Source organism: Sinomicrobium endophyticum, assembly GCF_052983315.1.
The window spans coordinates 21,335-41,341 of the sequence record NZ_JBRKIS010000027.1 but is presented as its reverse complement, the minus strand read 5'-3'; the positions used below and the strand labels follow the sequence as shown (position 1 = coordinate 41,341).

At 46.3% G+C, this 20,007-nt stretch carries 14 protein-coding genes; 7 read left to right on the top strand and 7 right to left on the bottom strand.

All coding sequences use genetic code 11. The features are described 5' to 3' along the window. The 3 genes from ACVBDU_RS11390 to ACVBDU_RS11380 all read right to left on the bottom strand — a co-directional run. Positions 1-4,223 (bottom strand): MBG domain-containing protein (locus tag ACVBDU_RS11390; RefSeq protein ID WP_447179879.1); only part of this gene is annotated, 4,223 nt, incomplete at its 3' end. Between the two features lie 32 nt (positions 4,224-4,255). Beyond that, complete coding sequence (locus ACVBDU_RS11385) at positions 4,256-4,777, bottom strand: phage tail protein (protein WP_447179878.1); 522 nt, start codon at positions 4,775-4,777, stop codon at positions 4,256-4,258. Between the two features lie 612 nt (positions 4,778-5,389). Next, positions 5,390-6,499, bottom strand: coding sequence for a LytR/AlgR family response regulator transcription factor (locus ACVBDU_RS11380; protein WP_447179877.1), 1,110 nt, complete (start codon positions 6,497-6,499; stop codon positions 5,390-5,392). A gap of 288 nt (positions 6,500-6,787) precedes the next feature. On the opposite strand from ACVBDU_RS11380, the gene ACVBDU_RS11375 reads away from it, so the two are divergent. From ACVBDU_RS11375 to ACVBDU_RS11360, 4 genes are all read left to right on the top strand, one after another. Next, the gene (locus ACVBDU_RS11375) at positions 6,788-7,201 is read left to right on the top strand and encodes an OsmC family protein (RefSeq protein WP_447179876.1); all 414 of its coding nucleotides are present in this window, start codon (positions 6,788-6,790) and stop codon (positions 7,199-7,201) included. Positions 7,202-7,219: 18 nt separating this feature from the next. Then, positions 7,220-8,269, top strand: coding sequence for an alpha/beta hydrolase (locus ACVBDU_RS11370; RefSeq protein WP_447179875.1), 1,050 nt, complete (start codon positions 7,220-7,222; stop codon positions 8,267-8,269). A gap of 218 nt (positions 8,270-8,487) precedes the next feature. Next, the gene (locus ACVBDU_RS11365; protein ID WP_447179874.1) at positions 8,488-9,459 is read left to right on the top strand and encodes a cytochrome P460 family protein; all 972 of its coding nucleotides are present in this window, start codon (positions 8,488-8,490) and stop codon (positions 9,457-9,459) included. Positions 9,460-9,467: 8 nt separating this feature from the next. Continuing rightward, the gene (locus tag ACVBDU_RS11360) at positions 9,468-9,941 is read left to right on the top strand and encodes a hypothetical protein (protein ID WP_447179873.1); all 474 of its coding nucleotides are present in this window, start codon (positions 9,468-9,470) and stop codon (positions 9,939-9,941) included. A gap of 271 nt (positions 9,942-10,212) precedes the next feature. Here ACVBDU_RS11360 and ACVBDU_RS11355 read toward each other — a convergent pair whose 3' ends face one another. Then, the gene (locus tag ACVBDU_RS11355) at positions 10,213-11,124 is read right to left on the bottom strand and encodes an NAD(P)/FAD-dependent oxidoreductase (protein WP_447179872.1); all 912 of its coding nucleotides are present in this window, start codon (positions 11,122-11,124) and stop codon (positions 10,213-10,215) included. Positions 11,125-11,522: 398 nt separating this feature from the next. On the opposite strand from ACVBDU_RS11355, the gene ACVBDU_RS11350 reads away from it, so the two are divergent. From ACVBDU_RS11350 to ACVBDU_RS11340, 3 genes are all read left to right on the top strand, one after another. Next, a complete protein-coding gene (locus ACVBDU_RS11350) occupies positions 11,523-12,497 on the top strand; it encodes a ribonucleotide-diphosphate reductase subunit beta (protein ID WP_447179871.1) in 975 nt (324 codons plus the stop codon). A gap of 20 nt (positions 12,498-12,517) precedes the next feature. Further along, positions 12,518-14,212, top strand: coding sequence for a ribonucleoside-diphosphate reductase subunit alpha (locus tag ACVBDU_RS11345; protein WP_447179870.1), 1,695 nt, complete (start codon positions 12,518-12,520; stop codon positions 14,210-14,212). A 265-nt stretch (positions 14,213-14,477) separates the two neighbouring features. Beyond that, positions 14,478-17,606: a glycoside hydrolase family 92 protein gene (locus ACVBDU_RS11340; RefSeq protein WP_447179869.1), complete on the top strand. Its 3,129-nt coding sequence runs from the start codon at positions 14,478-14,480 to the stop codon at positions 17,604-17,606. A gap of 3 nt (positions 17,607-17,609) precedes the next feature. Here ACVBDU_RS11340 and ACVBDU_RS11335 read toward each other — a convergent pair whose 3' ends face one another. The 3 genes from ACVBDU_RS11335 to prfH are packed head-to-tail and all read right to left on the bottom strand — an operon-like array spanning position 17,610 to position 19,946. After that, positions 17,610-18,740, bottom strand: coding sequence for an MBL fold metallo-hydrolase (locus tag ACVBDU_RS11335; protein WP_447179868.1), 1,131 nt, complete (start codon positions 18,738-18,740; stop codon positions 17,610-17,612). Next, complete coding sequence (locus tag ACVBDU_RS11330; RefSeq protein WP_447179867.1) at positions 18,737-19,270, bottom strand: hypothetical protein; 534 nt, start codon at positions 19,268-19,270, stop codon at positions 18,737-18,739. Before ACVBDU_RS11330 ends, ACVBDU_RS11335 begins: the two co-directional genes overlap by 4 nt. Continuing rightward, on the bottom strand, positions 19,254-19,946 hold the full coding sequence (prfH, locus tag ACVBDU_RS11325) for a peptide chain release factor H (protein ID WP_447179866.1): 693 nt from the start codon (positions 19,944-19,946) through the stop codon (positions 19,254-19,256). Before prfH ends, ACVBDU_RS11330 begins: the two co-directional genes overlap by 17 nt. Between the last annotated feature and the right edge of the window lie 61 nt (positions 19,947-20,007).

The following is a 20,007-nucleotide window of genomic DNA, read 5'->3' as shown; positions in this document are numbered from 1 at the left end:
GTCAGATTGGCGGTCAGTTCCAGCGTTTCGTAATTGGTGCCGGTAAGCGTAGCGGTTACTTCCTGTGTACCAACATCCGTTCGGCTGTTGTTGACATAACTTACCGATGTGCCTTCCGGGAGGGTTCCTTCCAAAGACAGTGACCGGGCAGTGCCGTTGTACACGAAACTACCGTCGTTAAAGGTAATACCTGTTATAACGGCCGGGGTGATCGTCAGATTGGCGGTCAGTTCCAGCGTTTCGTAATTGGTGCCGGTAAGCGTAGCGGTTACTTCTTGTGTACCAACGTCTGTACGACTGTTGTTGCCATAACTTACCGATGTGCCTTCCGGGAGGGTTCCTTCCAAAGACAGTGACCGGGCGGTGCCGTCGTATACGAAACTACCGTCGTTAAAGGTAATACCTGTTATAACGGCCGGGGTGATGGTCAGATTGGCACCTTCAAAAGTCAGCTCATAGTTCAGATTCAGGGCCAGTGTGCCCTGTTCTATAGCATAAACGCCGATGTCCTCACCCGGCACACGTTCCAATGTCCCGCTAAAATTGTCACCCGAAACTAACTCCGGACTATAGGTGTATGTCCATTCAGGGTCATCCTCCCCGTAGACCTTAGTCTGGTCCCCGGCGGTTATTGTAATGGCTTTGGGATGAATAATAAGGGACCGGGCTACGGTTGTGGCCGCATTATACATATCATTACCTGCCTGGCTTGCGGTTATTTCTACTGTTCCCACCTGGTGTACAGTTAGTATATCACCCGAAACGGATGCCACCGAAGGGTCGCTGCTCGTATAACTGACTGTTAAGCCGGAAGAGGCTGTAGCGGTTAAGGCGAAAGGTGCGTCGCCATAGGTCTGATCGGTTAAAGCATCAAAGCTAATGGCCTGGTTGCCCTTTGGCAGGGCATTTACACCGGCAGTCTCTTCGCTTTCATTTCCGGCATTATCCACCGCCGATATCCGGTAATAATACCTCGTACCGTTAGTCAGTCCGCCATGTGTATAGGTGGTTAGCGGAGTATTGACTGTTTCGAGTAAGGTAGTCGGATCGGCTGTTGTGCCGCCATAGATTTTATAATGCGCCAGGTCGCTCTCCGGGTTGGCTGTCCAGTTCAGTATTACTTCACTATCTCCGGGTACGGCTTCCAGTCCTTCCGGAACTACAGGAGCTGTTGTATCGTAATCATAACGGAAAACATTGGATGCCGTATTGCCGTTTCCTGCAATGTTTACCGCTACATCGGCCGGCACCTGGAGGCTTACCTCCCCGTCAACCGTGGGTGTAACCAGTGCGGTATACACTGTATTATCTGCTGTCTGTAAGTTGCTCAACATGGCATTACCTGCGCTGATATCCGCAACGATAAAACCGGTAACTGCCTCACTGAACGTTATTGTCAATGTAAAAGGAGTGTTTGTACCGGGTGTTCCCGAAAGGATAACGGAAGGTACCGTACTGTATACAAATATATTGTTGGTTGGCGCTATATTGTTCAGGGTGGGTTCCGCATTATTTCCGGCGGCATCGTTTATACTACCACCGTTTAATACCAGTGTGCTCCCCAGGGCGATACCATCAAGATCCTTGTCATCGGGCTGTACGGTATAGGTAAACGTCAGGGCCTGGGTACCGCTACCCGAAACATAGGCTGCCTGATGGATTACGGCACCTATGGTAAGTTCCAGATAAGGGATACCGCTACCGGTATTCACGATTACATTTTCGTTTAAATTCAACGTAAATGTTAATACATCGTTGTGTTGATAATAACCATTGGCGGGTACATGAACGGATGTTACTGCCGGGGCCACTCCGTCAATCGCAATATCGTGTTGCCCGGCTATGGAGTTGGCGCCGCCAACAGCGGGTAGTGTCAGTACCGCATCATCACCGGAAGCATTCTGTATGGTAGCGCCATTCAACGCCAGCGCTGCTGTGGATGTGTAATCCAGGTCGGGGCTTATATCTCCTGCCTGAACGGTATAATGGAATGTCAGTGTATTGGAACCGGAACCGGAAACGTATATGGCCTGCCGGTCTACACTTCCGGTTTCCAGCAGCAAGCCCGGTGTACCCCCGGCGGTATGGACAGTGACGGCCTGGTCGAACGCCACCGTTACTGTGATCACATCGCCGATTTTATATGTCCCATCCGGGTTGTTGGCCTGCACCCCGGAAATTACCGGGTTTACGGAGTTTACGGTAATGGCAATAATATCGTCGTCTTCCTGCGCACCGCCGGACCCGGTCAATCCCAGGTCATTGGTTATGATCTGCAGGCTGGCCGCCCCGCTAAAGCCTCCGGAGGGCATGAAGAACATTCCGTCGAAGGCTGAATTGATAGCAGCTATAGTACCCTCGAAGATCGTAGTAGCGCTGGCGGTGTCACTACCCTCGATAAATGACAGCCCGGTGCTCCCGGACAAGGTGATAAGGCCATTGACCGCCACCAATGTTACTCTTATCGTGCCGTTGCCGGCGTCGGCATCTGCAACGGATATGGCATTACCGTTACCGGTGCTGAATATCAGTGCATGGTCCTGATCGACCGTTTGACTGCCCGGCACGGTATTTACCGGTGCATCGTTTACGGCTGTTACCATCAGCGTAACTGTTGTAATATCTTGTTTGGCCCCGCCCAACCCGGTGTTACCGCCGTCATTAATAACCACGGTGAGGGTTACATTTGCTGTGGCATCGGGTGCCGTAGTGAAACTGACCCCTCCCGAGGCGATGAACGTATTGAGGTCTGCAATAGACCCCAAAAGTATCATGCCTCCTGTTCCGGATCCGGTAACGGTTACGCCTCCGCCGGATGTAGCGGAAAACGTACCGCTGTCTACGGAAAGTGTGGCCGTGACATCGGCATTGCCTGCATCTACGTCACTGAAGCTGATACCGGTGAGCGCTGTGGGTGTATCTTCATTGACCGCAATGGTTGATGGCGCCACTACAACGGGTGCATCGTTTACGGCAGTGATATCTATATTGACCGTGCCGAGAAAAACATTATTCCCTCCTCCTGCTCCGGTGTTTCCGTTATCATTAATGGATATTTGCACTACGGCAGCGTCATTACCATTGCTATCCGGATCGGGTATAAAATACATGTTACTGGGAATACTGATATAATGGTTTAAGTCTGTTAAATTACCGGTAAGTGTCAGGTGACCGGTAAGATGGCCGGTAAGTGTAATTCCGGTTCCTGAGGCTACATCGAATTTTCCTCCTGTTGCATCCAGGGTTAATGTAAGGGCTCCTGATCCGGCATCGACATCGCTTATTGTGGCAGAAGAAATATCGAATTCGTCTTCTGTAGCATCTTCCAGTACAGAGACATTTGTGGGCAATCCGGATATGGTAGGATCATTGTTGACTGCCAGCACCTCGGCAACTTTTGTCGCCGGGCTGCTGTTGGCTGTTCCGTCATTTATCACAAAACTTACTGTTCGGTTTGCGGTATCCGGATTTGACGAAGTGTTATTATAGGTAACGGCACGCAGTGCGGACTGCCATTGCGCCAGCGTAGCTGTGGCTCCGGCAGACGTGAGTGTCAACACGCCCGAAGCTGTGTTATAGCCGGCAGAAATATTGCCCATGCCAGAACCGGTATTGCTGAAGCTAAGGATATCTTCTCCCGAACTAAGGTTAGCTGTTATACTTACGGTTGCACCAGCTAATGTGGCGTGATCTGCATCCGAGAGTGTTAATCCACCGTCTATAACTACAGGATCATCACCTTCCTGAAAAACTGTCGTACCCCCGGAAGTGGTAATCACCGGCGGAAAGTTGGGCGCCGTGTCTTCTACAGCACCGCTTAATTCGCCATGTACAGCATCCAATGGATCGCAATTATAGCCATCCTGGTTTGTCCAGTTGCCAATGGCTATATTGGGCGGATTGGGATGGGTGGCAACGGTACTGGAATATAACAGTTCGTTATTCGGTCCATCGTCTCCGTCTACGGCATTGAAATAGATCTCCCACCTGTCTGATGCTGCATTCCATTTGATAATAATAAGTTCTCCGAAATCTCCCTGATTAGGGTCGCTTTTATATATCGTCCGGTTAATACCATCGTCCGTGATATTTCCACTGGCATTCAGGGTATATTCGGAACTAAAGCCCGCATTCAGGCATCCGTGATAGGTAATATTCTGACCAAACACCTGTGAAAACGAGCTTAAGCCGAATAAGAAAGAATACAGTAAAAATTTTTTCATAAGTGATCTGTTAGCGTCTGACGGAACCTGTATTAATTGTGGGGTGGATAAATCCCGTACAGGGCAATGATATAATTCAATCCCAGATAGGGCTGCATATTGTTTACCGGCTGTCCTCCTCCTGTGGCACCTGTCATTTGCGGGTTCATGGCCGTGTTGGCATTCTCGGTATATTCCTTGTCGGTAGCACCGGTATTGGCAGGATAGTTGTTGGTAGGGTCTCCGGATGTCCCGGGCTGATTACTCGCCATAACAGAGTGGTTATGACGTGGTATATTGGTTATTAACAGGGTATTGTTATTTGTGCCTCCTGCTTCACCAAGCCGTATATCTTTCACACCCGGCCCCTGGCTCGCGCCTGCATGCACAGGCACTCTGCCTCTCAGGTCCGGTAAGGCAAAGGTGGTCCGCCCGTCGCCTCCGTAGGTAGTTCCCAGTATGCTGAACAGGGCCTGATTTTGTGCAATAGCAAGTAATTGTCCGTTGCAGAAAGCCCAGTCTTTGGGTGCAAAGTTTCCTGCGAATAATTTAATTGTACCGATAAATTCGTCCATTGTGATTTGTTTTTAAAGTTTATTATTGGTTTTCTGTATGTTGTTTTTGTAGTGGCGTTTTTTCCCTTGTTGTTTACGTTCCCGGATTTGACAAATTATCCCGGATCAGGATAGGTACGGGGCGTAACAAACCACGGTAATGAAAGATAACCTGCTAAAAAAACAGTACTTATAATCGTAAGGACCAATGGTGTTACAGACACAAGGGTATACTCCCCCCTTAGGGAGGTTAATACGTGTTTTTCGGATTATGAAATTTAACAGGTTTGTACCCAATGTTCTGTTTTGTGTAAACTGCTGACGAAGATGGGGTATCAGAGTACTTAAAAAAGTAAAGGTGTTTCATGTTGTTGGTTGGATTTTATATATCAAAGAAAAATAAATTGGGTGTGAACTGCCATATAATGGTGTGAAAAATTACAAAAAAATTAGACAATAAGTCTCAAAAACAGGTGTTTTTTTTAAGAATAGGTATTTATACGTAAGATTTTTGGCGATATTCTGACAAATTGCGATATTGAGGAGAGGTTGCAGGTTATAGGTTGCACTACGCCTGTAATAACAGAAAATTATAACCGGAACCTGTAACTTGTAACCTGCAACCAATTCTTCCTACCTGTCCAGCCATTGTTTGAACTCTGCCACCTTATTTTTACTTATCACTACAGCTTCACCTGTATCCGGCTCTACAGTAAGCCGTAATTGGTTTTTTCCATACACCCATATGTTTTTTATCGCCTGTACATTAATAAGAAACTGCCTGTTGGCACGATAAAAACTATCCGGCCCTACTTGTTTTATCAATTCGTCCAGGCTGTTATTGCTCTGAAATTTCTGTCCGAAAAAAGTATGTATATAGGTCATACCGTTTACCAGGTTAAAGAAAGCGATCTCTTCTACTTGTATGGCCACCATTTCGTCCTTATGGTACGTCACTATCCGCTTCCGGGATGCCGTTTCTTCTTCTATCAATGCAGTAACGGACTGTTCTTTTGATTTTTCTCTCGAAGCCCTGAGACTTTCATTGAAGGCGGTCAGTTGGTTCACCTTTTCGGTAAGTTCTTTTTTTTCCGCCTCCGTGGCTTTCTCATATTTTCTGTATATCCACCGCACTATCCCGAAACAACACAAAATAACAGCAAGCGCCCCCAGGAAAGCTCCCAGCATGAAGCGGTTATACAAACCGGACAACTGGGTTTGCAAAACAGAAATATTCGCGTGAAATGCCACCATCCAGTCCGTTCCGCCTACCGGATATATACTGACGATCTCCGAAGAACGGGCAGGGTCGGAAAACGATCGTATGCCCTCATACTGTTCTCCCGATCGCAATACTTCACTGAAGGCAATTTCCTTTTCACTTTCAGATAGATAGAAACGGGAATTGTTTTCGCCTATCTTTTGTCCCACCAAAGCAGGATCGGGGTGGCACAATTCTATGCCTTGCGTATTGTACATACAGATAAACTCACTCCTGATATCGGTATTCAGAATACTTTGTTGCAGATTACGTATTACCTGTTCTTCCGGTAATCCCGCCCGCAATTGCTGTTCCAGGAGCACCGCTATTTCCCTGGTTTCCCTTTGCCCGGATTGCAGCTGAGTGTCCCACAGGCTTCTCTCCGCCGATCGATAAAAATATTGTAGCGAAACAAAGCCCGCCAGCAGGACGACAACACTTATTCCCAAAAAAATGAAAACATATAAACGCGTTTTTTTCATTCAAACACCGGTATTTGTTATTCAGGTAAACGTATCCGGATTACCTGCAGAAACGAAAATTATACAAATTTACCCAAAACTCCACGCTGCTGAAAAGATTAAATTCTTCCCGATACATCGCTCCACAGCTATGGAAAACGGTTAAAACTTCTTCTTTTCCTAAATAAATACCATGCAAGGGAAAAAAGTACACTAATAATAGCCATTTGTGTATTTTTTGAGGCGCTCTGCGAACATACCTTTGTTTCATCAAATTAAAAGAATGTTTAACTATTAATGAAACAAACTATGAAACGTAAAGCACAAGCCGTATGGAACGGTAGCATCAAAGAAGGAAAAGGACATCTCACCACCGGCAGTACTGTCCTGGACAAAACCCAGTATTCATTTAACAGCCGTTTTGCCGAAGGTAAAGGTACCAATCCCGAAGAACTTCTCGCCGCTGCCCATGCAGGATGTTTCACCATGAAACTGAGCCTGGATCTCACTGAAGCAGGATATGAAGTGGAAGAACTGAGCACTTCTTCTACCGTAACCCTCGACAACGGAAAAATTACAAAATCCTTACTTCAACTTCAGGCCAAAGTTCCGGGTATTGGCAACGATACTTTTCAGGACATCGCCAGAAAAGCCGAAGAAACCTGCCCCGTAGGCCAGGCCTTTAATTTTGAGATTGAATTACAAGCGCAACTAATTTCTTAATCACTAAAAACAAAAATGATGAAAACGTTCATTAAGATCAAACAAAGCCTTATCTTACTTACTTTAACCTTAACAACAGCAGCCATGGCACAGGAAAAACGTCCTTATGAAGGACAAAAAGACCCCGAAATTTTCACTGAAGTACGTTCTTTTCTGGAAGCATTAAACTCGGGAGACGGAAAGCCCCTGGAGACCCTTAGTGCAGAAGATGCACGTCAGGTACTGGTCGGTGCACAAAAATCCGTATCTGTAGATTATTCCGGTATAGAAGAATCCGAGCGTGTAATCTCGCAAAACGGGTATAAAGTAAATATTCACATTACCAAACCCAAGGGAGTTAAGAAAGATGCACCGGTGTTTATTTTTGTCCACGGTGGCGGATGGGTGCTGGGAGACTATCCCACACACCGCCGGTTGGTTCGCGACCTGGTGGTAAACAGCGGCGCCGTTGCAGTCTTCCCGGACTATACGCCTTCTCCGGAAGCACAATATCCTACAGCTATTAACGAAATTTACGCTGCAACTCAATGGGTAGCTGAAAACGGAAAGGAAATAGGTGTGGATGGTCAAAATATGGCCGTAGCAGGAAACAGTGTTGGTGGAAATATGGCTGCCGTTACTGCCCTGATGGCAAAAAATAACAACGGGCCGAAAATCAAATTACAGGTACTCCTGTGGCCGGTGACCGATGCCAATTTTGAAACCGCGTCCTACAACCTCTATGCCGAAGGAAGGTTCCTTACAAAAAATATGATGAAATGGTTCTGGGACAATTACCTGCCCGACACCAAAAAACGCAAAGAGATCTACGCATCTCCTTTGCAGGCCGGTCTCAATGAACTGAAAGGATTACCTCCTGCACTGGTACAAACTGCCGAGAACGATGTACTGAGAGACGAAGGCGAGGCTTATGCCAGGAAACTCAATGAAGCCGGTGTTCCCGTAACCTTAACGAGATATAACGGACTTATACACGACTATGGCCTGCTTAACCCTATTGCCGATGTTCCTGCGGTACAGACTGCAATCCTTCAGGCTGCTGCCGTGATCAAAGCTACATTGCAATAGATTTATCATTCCCCTCCCCGCTCCGTGAAATCATAAAAGGCTGTTCCGAAAGAACGGTCTTTTATTTTTGGAAGTTCTCCCGGAGTCCGGTAAAAAACACTGTTTTGTTAAGGCTCCAATATTCGGCTTCGGGGACAATAATTCCCCTCTCATGGTTTTGTACGCTGCCCTGTGATCTTCCCTACATAATTTTGTTCTTCAAATAAACATAAGGAACTATGAAAAAATTCGGTTTTGTACTTCTCATTTTACTGGCATGCTTTACGGTCGCCCAGTTTTTCGGGCCTGATCCGGAAAATATTTCCGGGGAGAAAAGTCACTCCCGCTCCAAACTGCTGACCAATGTACCGGACCACGTAGAAAACATCTTGCGGAATTCCTGCTATGACTGCCACTCTTCCCAACCGGACCTCAGCTGGTTCGACCGGATCACCCCGGCTAATTACCTGGTAGCTTCTCATATACGGGAAGGACGGGAAGCCCTCGACTTTTCGAAATGGGACAGCCTGCCTACCCCACAACAGAACGCTAAGTTATATTATGCACTGAACAAGGTCCTTGCCGGTGAAATGCCGCTTCCCTCCTACACGCTGCTACATCGGGATGCCGAATTGACCACTGAAGATATACGTACGTTAAAAACCTACATAAATTCACTCACCCCCAGAAAATATGCCGAAAGGGAAACGAAAACAATGGAAAACAAACCCTCGGAAATGCTTCCTCCGGGGAAAAAAGATACGGGTATAGCCCCGTCACCGAATGGTATAAACTATGTTCCGGGGTACAGGGACTGGAAAGTAATCAGTACAACCGACCGTTTTGACAATGGCAGTATGCGCATCATTTACGCTAATGACATAGCTGTAGAAGCCATACGCTCCGGGCATACAAACCCCTGGCCGGATGGGAGCATTTTTGCCAAAACCGCCTGGAAACAACAACCGGTAAAAGATGGTGTTGTGCGCACCGGGGACTTCATCCAGGTGGAGTTTATGATCAAAGACTCCCGGAAATACAGGGATACGAAAGGCTGGGGCTGGGCTAGATGGCGTGGCGATAACCTGGCTCCTTATGGTGAGAACAAAAATTTCGCAGAGGAATGTATTACCTGCCACAGACCGGTAAAAAACAGCGACTACGTATTTACCACCCCGCTAAACCCGGCAATCTTTACAAAACCCAAATAAATTTTAGAATGATGAAAACATCAAAATTGATATTCCTGCTAAGCATAACCTGGCTGACCGGTTGCAGCTTCCCTCCTTCCAATATCAATACCGACGCCTCTGTAAGCACAGAAGACCGGCTACCGGAAAATCCGCTGGCGGAAAAAGCCATTACCTCATCCATCAACCCGGCTAAAGGTACCATGTCTACTTTATACGGTAACCAAACCGCATATGTTTACGCCGGGGCAAACAGGGATAAACAATACCGGAAAGGCAGCATCCTTTTCGAAGTCACCTGGAAACAGAAAGCGGACTCACTATGGTTCGGAGCCAATATTCCCCGGGAAATACTTTCCGTAGAACGGGTGCTTTTCCCCGAAAAAGGAAAGCCTGTCTACGAGTTGTATATTGGTAATCCCCTGAGAAAAAAGGCAGAACCGGTACAATCCGAAGAAAGGCTTGCATTTATACTTTCCGAAAACATGGCCCCGTCACCCTAGTACCGGTATCCGGAAAGCAAGGTAGCGTCGGGAGCATATTTCCGACCTGCTTATTGGTCTCAGTTTTAGGTTTAAAACCCTGCCTGCCTTCGGCAGGCCTGCAATTTATTGCAGAGACTTTAGGAGCTATCCTGTGGTTATTAGGTTACTGAGTGACTCAGTTATTGCGTGTTGACTAAATAACCCAGTAACCTGATAACTATGGTAATTTCCCCGCCGGACGGGCAGGATTACCGCTTCCTAGCCTCCGGACTTGTAGTCCAGGAATGGTTTATTTATATGCCTCGTCTATAAGTTCCTTATTTATAAAGGCGCCTGCCTTTGTCCCGCCCGCCACAGCCACGGAAACCGCCCGCATGGGAGTGGTGTTATCTCCTGCAGCAAAAACACCATCTATCGTAGTCTTTCCGAAGAAATCCACTTCAATATGGCCCTGTTCGGTTAACTGGCATCCCAACTGTTCCGGGGCTTTGCAATGCTGTTCGTAATCCGCATGGTGATATAAGGCATCCAGCACAAAATCAGTCCCGTCTGTAAAATCAACATGTTTTAACGTACCGTTGTCGTGTGTCAACCCGGAGATCTTCTTTTCCACGACCTCGACATCCAGTTTTTTCAACAGTTCTCTTTGTTCCTGTGTCAACCCGGCTTCACCATTGGTAAACAGGGTAAGATCATCCGTCCAGTGCCGGATCATTTTACTAAAATCAAACGCCTTTTCTCCATGAGCCAGTATTCCCGTTCTGGCATTCCGTACTTCATAACCGTGACAATAAGGGCAATGGATCACAGTAATGCCCCAGCACTCCTTAAACCCCGGAATGGGAGGCATAATATCGCGGACACCGGTGCTAAAAAGTATTTTTTTGGCACTGTGAAACTCCCCGTTGTCCAGTTTCACTATAAATCCGGTGTCCTCCTTTTCTACCTGTGTTACCAGCCCTTCCTGATAAGTAACCGTATCGTATTGCATAACCTGATCTTTCGCCTTTTTCGCGATAACAGCAGGAGGTATTCCGTCCAGGGTTATAAAATTATGTGAATAAGGTGTCTGCCTGTTACATGGTTTACCGCTGTCTATAATAAGAGTTTTACGCAGTGATCTCCCCAGGGCCATCGCTGCCGACAGACCGGCATAACTTCCCCCGATAACAATAACTTCAAACTGATTCCTGTTTTTCATATATTAATTTTTTGCGCAAATGATATTGGCGTTCATTCTCTTCTTCTTTATTACAAAGATAAACGTTTTTAATAAATGCAACTACATCGCATTTATTAAAAAGGGTTGGATAAGTACCCCCGGTTTGTATATTGAAAACATGATATATACGGCTATTATTCCGTTATTTAAACAACGAAAAAGGCAAAATGCATAAAGATATAAAAACTTAAATAACAGAACATTAACTAAGTGTTAATAACCTTTTCAAATCTTTTTCGTACTTTAAGAGAAACCAGCCTGATCTTGACTTAATTTAGTTCTCTCATAGAAAAAGATAAAGGAATTCTCCTTTGTTTTTCCAGGAATCTGATTTCAAACTTATTACTTAAATCTAAGAAATACTAAACACGAGTATTATGGGAATTTTTGACAGAAGAGTGAACTATAAACCGTTTGAATACCCCGATGTGTTAAAATTTACCGAGGCTATTAACAAGTCTTTCTGGGTACATAGTGAAGTAGATTTTACTGCGGACACGCAGGACTTTCATTCGTACCTGAACCAGGCGGAAAGAACCGCGATAAAAAACAGTTTGCTGGCTATTGCCCAGATAGAAGTTGCCGTGAAAACGTTTTGGGGAAATATCTATCTGCATTTCCCCAAACCCGAGTTCAACGGACTGGGAAGTACCTTTGCCGAATGTGAATTCCGGCATTCCGAAGCCTATTCCCGCTTGCTGGAAGTACTGGGGTATAACAACGAATTCCGGAACCTGCTGGAAGTCCCGGTGATCCGTGACCGCGTGGAATATCTTTCCGGGGCGTTGAAAAATGCCAATTCGCAGGACGATAAACAATATGTGGTATCCCTAATCCTGTTTTCTATCCTTATAGAAAATGTATCGCTCTTCAGCCAGTTTGCCATAATCCTCTCCTTTCCCCGTTTTAAGGGACTGATGAAAAACGTCAGCAATATTATTGCCTGGACATCTGTTGACGAGCAGATACATGCTAATGCAGGGATCTATATCGTAAACAAGATCCGGGAAGAATACCCGGATTTCTTTGATGAGGAAACCGTTTCGCATATCAGGGCTACCGTAAAACACTCCCTGGATATCGAAGGAAAAATACTCGACTGGATCTTTGAGGACGGTGAATTGGAAACCATCCGAAAGGAAGACCTGATCAACTTTATGAAATTCCGTATTGACGACAGTATGGAAAAGATAGGGTTGGGCAGAATATACAATATCACGGCTGCGGAATATGCTCCCATGCGCTGGTTCGAAGAAGAAGTTTTTGCCAACAGCCTGGACGACTTCTTTGCCAAGAGACCGGTAGATTATACCAAACACGACAAAAGCATTACTGCAGACGATTTATTTTAAACACTATAACGAATGTACGCATGATCACAAAAGAATTACCGCTGACCAGTGAGAACGATATTACGCTGAGAGAAAAGCTTTGGTGGAAAAACGAAGAAAGTGAACAAATACTCAACCGGGGATATTTACTGAAAGGAGAAACGGTTGAGGGCGCTATTGACCGGATCACTACCGCCGCGGCCAAAAGACTGTATAAACCGGAATTAAAAGAATCTTTCCAGGAAATGATAGAACGCGGCTGGATGAGCCTCAGCTCTCCCATATGGGCCAACATGGGTACGGAAAGAGGATTGCCTATTTCATGTTTTAACGTACATATACCCGACCATATAGAAGGAATAACCCATAAACTCGGCGAGGTTATCATGCAAACCAAGATCGGGGGAGGTACTTCCGGTTATTTCGGTTCGCTCCGTGCCCGGGGAAGTGCGGTTACCGACAACGGAAAAAGCAGTGGTGCCGTTAGCTTTATGAAACTGTTCGATACGGCAATGGATACGATTTCCCAGGGAGGTGTACGCCGCGGTGCCTTTGCCACTTACCTGGATATAGACCATCCGGATGTAGAAGAATTCCTGAAGATAAAGGATATAGGAAACCCCATCCAGAACCTGTTCTTCGGCGTTTGTGTGCCCGATTACTGGATGCAGGAAATGATAGACGGGGACATGGACAAGAGAAAAACCTGGGCCAAAGTACTGGAGAGCAGACAGCAAAAAGGTTTGCCATATATCTTTTTCAGCGATAACGTAAACCGTAACAAGCCACAGGTATACAAAGACCACGATATGCGGATCAACGCCAGCAACCTCTGCTCCGAGATCATGCTGCCTTCCTCCCAGGACGAATCTTTTATCTGCTGCCTGTCTTCCATGAACCTGGAACTGTATGACGAATGGAAGAATACCGAAGCGGTAAAACTCGCAATATTCTTCCTGGATGCCGTACTCCAGGAATTTATAGTAAAAACGGAAGGAAATTATTACCTGGCTTCGGCAAACCGTTTTGCAAAACGGCACAGGGCCCTTGGGCTCGGAGTACTCGGTTGGCATTCCTACCTGCAAAAGAGCATGATCCCGTTTGAAGGCATGGAAGCCAAAATGAAGACTACGGAGATCTTCAAGCATATCAGGGACAAAGCAGACAAGGCCACTGAAGAATTAGCAAGGATATACGGCGAACCGGAAGTACTCAAGGGATACGGACGGAGGAACACCACTACCCTGGCCATTGCGCCTACAACGTCTTCTTCCGCCATTCTCGGACAGACCTCTCCCGGAATAGAGCCTTTTAGCAGTAACTATTATAAAGCGGGACTTTCCAAAGGGAATTTCATCCGCAAAAACAAATACCTGAAAAAGCTGTTGCAGGAAAAAGGTCTCGATAACGAAGATACCTGGCGGAACATTATGCTCGACAGCGGAAGCGTTCAGAAACTGGAAGGTCTGGACGAAAGGGAAAAAGCCGTCTTTAAAACATTTAAGGAAATCAGCCAGCTGGAGATCATCCAACAGGCATCTATCCGGCAAAAATATGTAGACCAATCCCAGAGCCTGAACATAAATATTCCTTCTGCCGTGCCTATCAAGGAAGTTAACAATCTTCTTATCGAAGCATGGAAACTGGGGGTTAAAACACTTTATTACCAGAGAAGCCAGAGCGTTTCCAAAGAAATGGTAAACAACCTGGTGAATTGCAGTAGCTGCGAATCCTGATCGTTTTTCCTGATATCATTAAAACGCATCCGAATATTTGTAGAAAATGTTCGGATGCGTTTTTTTTGAAGTAAACTGTTCATCAATACTTTACATCCCGGTTATGAAAAAAGAAGAAAAAACTATTTCGAAAGCAACATTTTTTCTAACTTGCAACATGTTCAAACATATGAACTTTTAAATGAAGTATTTTCCAACATAATATTACTTTAAAATGACTATCTCCTGCCCTGTACCCTCACCCCAAGTATCTTCATTTAGAAAAATGATTCTTCCTTTTTTAATTCTGAACTCTTTATTGTTATTTGCGCAGCAAAATGTGGTATGGGAAATAGGGCAACCGGACAATTCCGCCCGGGGCTTTGCGCTGTACCCGGACCAGTACCGTAAGTTTGTGGAGAAGGATTTTGGCTTTGAAGACCGTTTTTTTGTCATTGGTCACCACAAACCGGAAGAAGACTGGCCGTTCGTGATCCCCGGACCGGAAAACTCCTGGGGAGGCACGAGTAACACCGCGGGGATACGTTCTCATGTACTGAATGCCGAATTTGAGTTACAAAAACCAAAAGCGGATACCAACTTTACTTTACATATAGACCTGCTGGACACAGATTCCCTACGAGCTCCCAGGCTGCGAATTATTATCAACGGTAATCCGCAATCATTTATCCTGAAAAAAGGAACGGGAATGGCTCTGACAAAAGGACAAACACCCCCTTCCTCCGAACAATCCCTGGATATCGATATTCCCGAAGATATACTGCGGGAAGGAAATAATGAAATATCCTTCTCCGTAACCGAAGGTGGCTGGATAGCTTTTGACCAGGTGAAACTCATTGCAACAAAACCCGTGGAATTACAAAAGCCGGGGTCCTTAATAATCAAAAGTGTAAAACCCGCCGCTTACGAACGTTTAAAAGACAGTAAGTCTTATCAGCCATTACTGGTCCGCCTCCTTCGCCTGGAAGGAGAACCGGAACTGGAGTTTAAACTGGATAGAAAACCTGTTTTTTCCAAGACGATCACCAAAGACACTTACGAACTCGAAATTCCTATGCCTTCGGTGAAAAATATGGTACAAAGCGATTACGAAATATGGTCAGGGAACCGGCTGTTACAAAAAGGGACTGTTAATCGTAGCCCACAGAAACAGGCCACTCCGGCCGATGCAGTCAATACACTTTTAGGTACGGGACACTCCCGTTGGATGATCGCTCCCGGCCCGTGGATGCCGTTTGGAATGGTAAAGCTAAGCCCGGATAATCAGAATTCCGGCTGGCAGGCAGGATATAACCCTACTTTCGAGTCCATCGGCACATTCAGCCATATCCACGAATGGACCATGGCAGGGCTGGGTACCTTCCCTACTACCGGCACATTACAGACCACCATCGGGGACGAAAGCAATCCGGAAAGCGGTTACCGCTCCAGGTTTGACCTTACCAGTGAGGAAGCCCCCCTCGGGTACTACAAAGTACATCTGACGGATACCGATATTACCACAGCCATAACGGCAACCACCAGGGGCAGTTTTCAGCAATATACCTATAACAACAGCCCGGAAGGCAGGATTATGATAGACCTTACCATTCCCGCCGAATACGGTTATGAAGTAGTCAAGGCCGAAATCAAAAAAGTGGATGATTTCAAACTGGAAGGATACAGCCACCAGGTCTCCCGTGATGTCTGGGCCGGCGGTGTAAACCAGGAATATATCGTTCATTTCGTTATGGAATTCGACCGGCCGATAGCCAATTACGGTTCCTGGATTAACAATGCTACAGCGAAGGACACGGACCTCAAAACGGAAAATCCGGAAAAAGCCGGGATGTATGTCGAATTCGATACCCGGACAAAGAAACAGGTACAGTTACGTACCGGTATCTCGTATGTAAGTATAGACAACGCAGCCCTGAACCTCCGTACCGAAATAACCACTCCTTTTGATTGGGATTTTAATGCTGTGGTAAATGCCAACCGGGCCGCATGGAACGAATTGCTGTCGCGAATACAAATTCAAAGTGATGACAAAAGGGAGTACGAAAGGTTTTATACCAATATGTACCGAAGCCTCGCCGGAAGGAATATTTACAGTGATGTGGACGGTCGCTGGCGAAATGCCGACGAGGAGATCATACGATTCGACGATCCCGCCCAACTTGCCCTGGGATGCGATGCTTTCTGGAATACCTTCTGGAACCTGAACCAGTTCTGGAACCTGGTTACCCCGGAATGGTCCTCGCAATGGGTAAAATCGCAACTGGCCATGTACGATAATAACGGCTGGCTAGCCAAAGGCCCCGCCGGGATGGAATATATTCCCGTAATGGTGGCAGAACACGAAATACCCCTGATCGTAGGCGCCTATCAAATGGGAATCCGTGATTTTGATTCGGACAAAGCGTTGGAAGCCATGCAAAAAATGCAAACCGCCATGCCTGCGGAGGTAGGTGGCGGATATGCCGGTAACCGGGACCTGAAAACCTATCTGGAACATCACTATGTGCCTTATGACCAGGGGCGTTTTTCCAATTCCCTGGAATACAGTTTTGATGACTGGACGGTAGGTCAGTTCGCCAAAGCCCTCGGAAAAAAGGATATATACCACGCATTTAACGAGCGTGGTACATGGTGGCAAAACGTCATTGATCCGGAAACCGGTTTTGCAAGGCTGAAAGATGCAAAAGGGAACTGGATGCAGGATTTTGATCCTTTTAAAAGCGGGGCCAACAAACATTATGTGGAAGGCAATGCCTGGCAGCTTACCTTCTTTGTTCCCCAGGATATTCCCGGGCTCATCAGTAAGATCGGTAAAGAAAAATTCCTGGAACGGCTGGAATGGGGTTTTGAGGAAAGTGATACATGGAGGTTTAACGGGCCTAACGACCAGTACTGGGATTATCCTGTAGTGCAGGGCAACCAGCAATCCATGCACTTTGCTTTTCTGTTTAACCAGGCCGGAAAACCGTGGCTCACCCAGAAATGGAGCAGGCGTATCCTGGAGCGTTATTACGGATATGGCAAGGAAAATGCTTATTTGGGAGACGAAGACCAGGGCCAGATGAGCGCCTGGTTCGTTATGAATTCCATAGGGCTTTTTCAGACGGATGGCGGAAGCAGGGTTGACCCTGTTTACGAACTGGGAAGTCCCCTGTTTTCCGAAATTACCATCGATCTTGGTGAACGCTACGGCCGTGGAAAGACATTTGTCATCAGGGCGCAAAATGCCAGTCATAAGAACAAATATATTCAGAAAGCCACACTCAACGGTAAGCCCCTGAACCAGCCCTGGTTCCCTGCAAAAGAACTTTTGAAGGGCGGAGAACTCCTCCTGGAAATGGGCCCTGAGCCTGATAAAACATGGGGAACAGTCTCTATTCGGAATAAACCGTAAAAGCTATTTGATCGCTTTCCACCATTCGCGGAATTCCTGGCTATCGTCATCCAGGTTTACCGTCTCCCCTATCCATGGGGTTACGAGCGGAAAACCATAGGCTTTATTCCCCGCCGAGACCTCGTTTAAGGGTTCCTCCCAACGATGCATTCCCAGGGCGAATTTGGAGGAATGCACGGGCATCAGCCTTTTGGCATTCAGGTCTTTTGCCGCCTTGAGGGTTTCCCCGGGAAGGCAGTGAATGGCATGCCAGGCCTTATTGTACTGTCCGTTTTCCAATATAGCAAGGTCTATGGTACCAAACTGCTCTCCTATTTCGGCAAAATGTCCGTCATAACCACTGTCCCCTCCCAGGAATATCTTTCTTTTCGGTGTTTCGAGCAGGTAGGAAAGCCATAGCGTATTATTTCTTTTAAAAGTACGTCCCGAAAAATGCCTTGCAGTAAGTATATGAAGTTTAGCTCCCGATGAAAGTTCCACCGTTTCGTCCCAATCCTTTTCCTCCAGTATTTCAGCGGTATAGCCCCAATGTTCCAGGTGTGAACCTACTCCGAGTCCGCAGACCACCTTTTTCACCTTGTCTTTCAAAGCGCTCACCGTTTCGTAATCGAGATGATCGTAGTGATCGTGCGTTATTAAAAGATAGTCTATTTCCGGGAGGTCGGAAACCGTATAAACATCAGTCCCCTTAAAGGCTTTGGTCGATCCCGGCACGGGAGAGGCATTCCCGCTGAATACCGGGTCTACCAGTATCTTCAATCCGTCCACCTGCATAAAATACGACGAATGCCCGAACCACACCAGCACATTGTCCTCAGCCGGTAATGCTTTCAGATCGGTGCGTACGGAAGGTATCCTGACATCCGGTACCAGGCCCGGTTTTTTCCTGAACAGGAAGTCGAACAATATACCTGCAAACGAGTATCCCTCGGTCAATGAGGGGGTAAAGGTATGATTTACAAAAGACCCGTCCCTGTAATTCGATGATCGCTTTATTCGTTCCAGCCGTTCCCCCGAAGGAGCTTTGCCGAATTTAGGGTGCTGCATATATATAAAGACGGAGACTACAAACAGGATAACAATAGAAATTAATATGAGCATAACACGTCGGAATATCTTGAATAGTCGTTTCACTTTTTCTTAACCGTATTCTTATCCGACTTTTCCGCATCCTCTTCCCCGTAAACAATCTTTATTTTCTGCTTCAGTCTTTTTACGGTTTCACGGATAGTCCCGTTCCAGCCGGAATCAAATGTATACAGTTTCAATTGTTTTGCCAGATCGAATGCGGTTTTCAGTTCCATTTTCATTTCATAAAGCAATACTTCCCGCCATTTGATATCTATTTTGCGGATCCCTTTTACGGTAAGTGCAAAAGCGATAAGTTTTTCAGCTTCCCCGAAGTCTTCATTTGACAAGAGGGTTTCGATGTAATACGGATAAATTTCAACGGCATTGACATTTATGCTCAATGCTTTCTGAAAACAGGCTTTGGCCTCTTCATACTGCTGCAGTTGTTCGGCATACATACGACCATACAGGCACAATACCATGGTGTTGTTTTCATCGTAAGACAACGCAAAGTCCAGGGACTCCAGGGTGTCTTCCAGGTTATACGGATAATTATCCATGGCCTGGAGCAGATATTTATGAATCGATGTCATTTCTCAGTTTATTTTTTAATTGTTGTCTTTGTTTTTTATAGCTCTTATCAGTCTTCTGTTCTTTAAAATCCGAACCGGTAAATATCCGGACAGGAGAGCCTCTTTCTATCCGGAACCCTTTATCTCTTAATTGCGCAAACTGTTTCCGGTACTGTTCTTGTTTTTCTTCTTCCAGTTTACGGAACAAACGCATACGGGCAAGTTCCTTATTGCGGTGCTGCGATCGGGAATCCATGGCCTGAACACTTATCCCGGTAGGAATATGTGTGGCCCTTACGGCAGAACTCACCTTGTTTACGTGTTGTCCTCCGGCGCCCGAACTCCTGCATGCCTGGTACTTTATATCCTTTTCGGACACTTCTTCAGTGTCTGTTTTTTCGATTTCAAAGATACCAATATACCAGTTTTTTCGCTTATGGTGCTTCCGGTACTGACTTTTTCCTGTCCACTGCACCGTACCAACCCAGCTTTTGCAAAAATGCCGTACATCTTTACCTTCCAAAAAAAGGAGTACTGAGGCTACAGTGCCGTTCTCTTCCCCGTTTTCTTTTTCGATAACGGTTACTTCTATCCCCTCATTTCGCGCTTCGTCCAGGAATTTTTTCAGCACCTGGGCCACCACCTTCGTACATTCCGCCGGTCCGTCGCCGGCGGTGATCAGTATCATTGTTTTCATCACTTATCCATTCTTGCGATCCGGGGCTGAAAACTTCCCAATACCTGTACAAGTTCTTCCT

Excerpts from the sequence above, each read along its gene's own strand:
- ACVBDU_RS11385 (WP_447179878.1), bottom strand. The coding sequence starts at position 4,777 with ATGGACGAATTTATCGGTACAATTAAATTATTCGCAGGAAACTTTGCA.
- ACVBDU_RS11380 (WP_447179877.1), bottom strand. The coding sequence starts at position 6,499 with ATGAAAAAAACGCGTTTATATGTTTTCATTTTTTTGGGAATAAGTGTT.
- ACVBDU_RS11375 (WP_447179876.1), top strand. The coding sequence starts at position 6,788 with ATGAAACGTAAAGCACAAGCCGTATGGAACGGTAGCATCAAAGAAGGA.
- ACVBDU_RS11370 (WP_447179875.1), top strand. The coding sequence starts at position 7,220 with ATGAAAACGTTCATTAAGATCAAACAAAGCCTTATCTTACTTACTTTA.
- ACVBDU_RS11365 (WP_447179874.1), top strand. The coding sequence starts at position 8,488 with ATGAAAAAATTCGGTTTTGTACTTCTCATTTTACTGGCATGCTTTACG.
- ACVBDU_RS11360 (WP_447179873.1), top strand. The coding sequence starts at position 9,468 with ATGATGAAAACATCAAAATTGATATTCCTGCTAAGCATAACCTGGCTG.
- ACVBDU_RS11355 (WP_447179872.1), bottom strand. The coding sequence starts at position 11,124 with ATGAAAAACAGGAATCAGTTTGAAGTTATTGTTATCGGGGGAAGTTAT.
- ACVBDU_RS11350 (WP_447179871.1), top strand. The coding sequence starts at position 11,523 with ATGGGAATTTTTGACAGAAGAGTGAACTATAAACCGTTTGAATACCCC.
- ACVBDU_RS11345 (WP_447179870.1), top strand. The coding sequence starts at position 12,518 with ATGATCACAAAAGAATTACCGCTGACCAGTGAGAACGATATTACGCTG.
- ACVBDU_RS11340 (WP_447179869.1), top strand. The coding sequence starts at position 14,478 with ATGATTCTTCCTTTTTTAATTCTGAACTCTTTATTGTTATTTGCGCAG.
- ACVBDU_RS11330 (WP_447179867.1), bottom strand. The coding sequence starts at position 19,270 with ATGACATCGATTCATAAATATCTGCTCCAGGCCATGGATAATTATCCG.
- prfH (WP_447179866.1), bottom strand. The coding sequence starts at position 19,946 with ATGAAAACAATGATACTGATCACCGCCGGCGACGGACCGGCGGAATGT.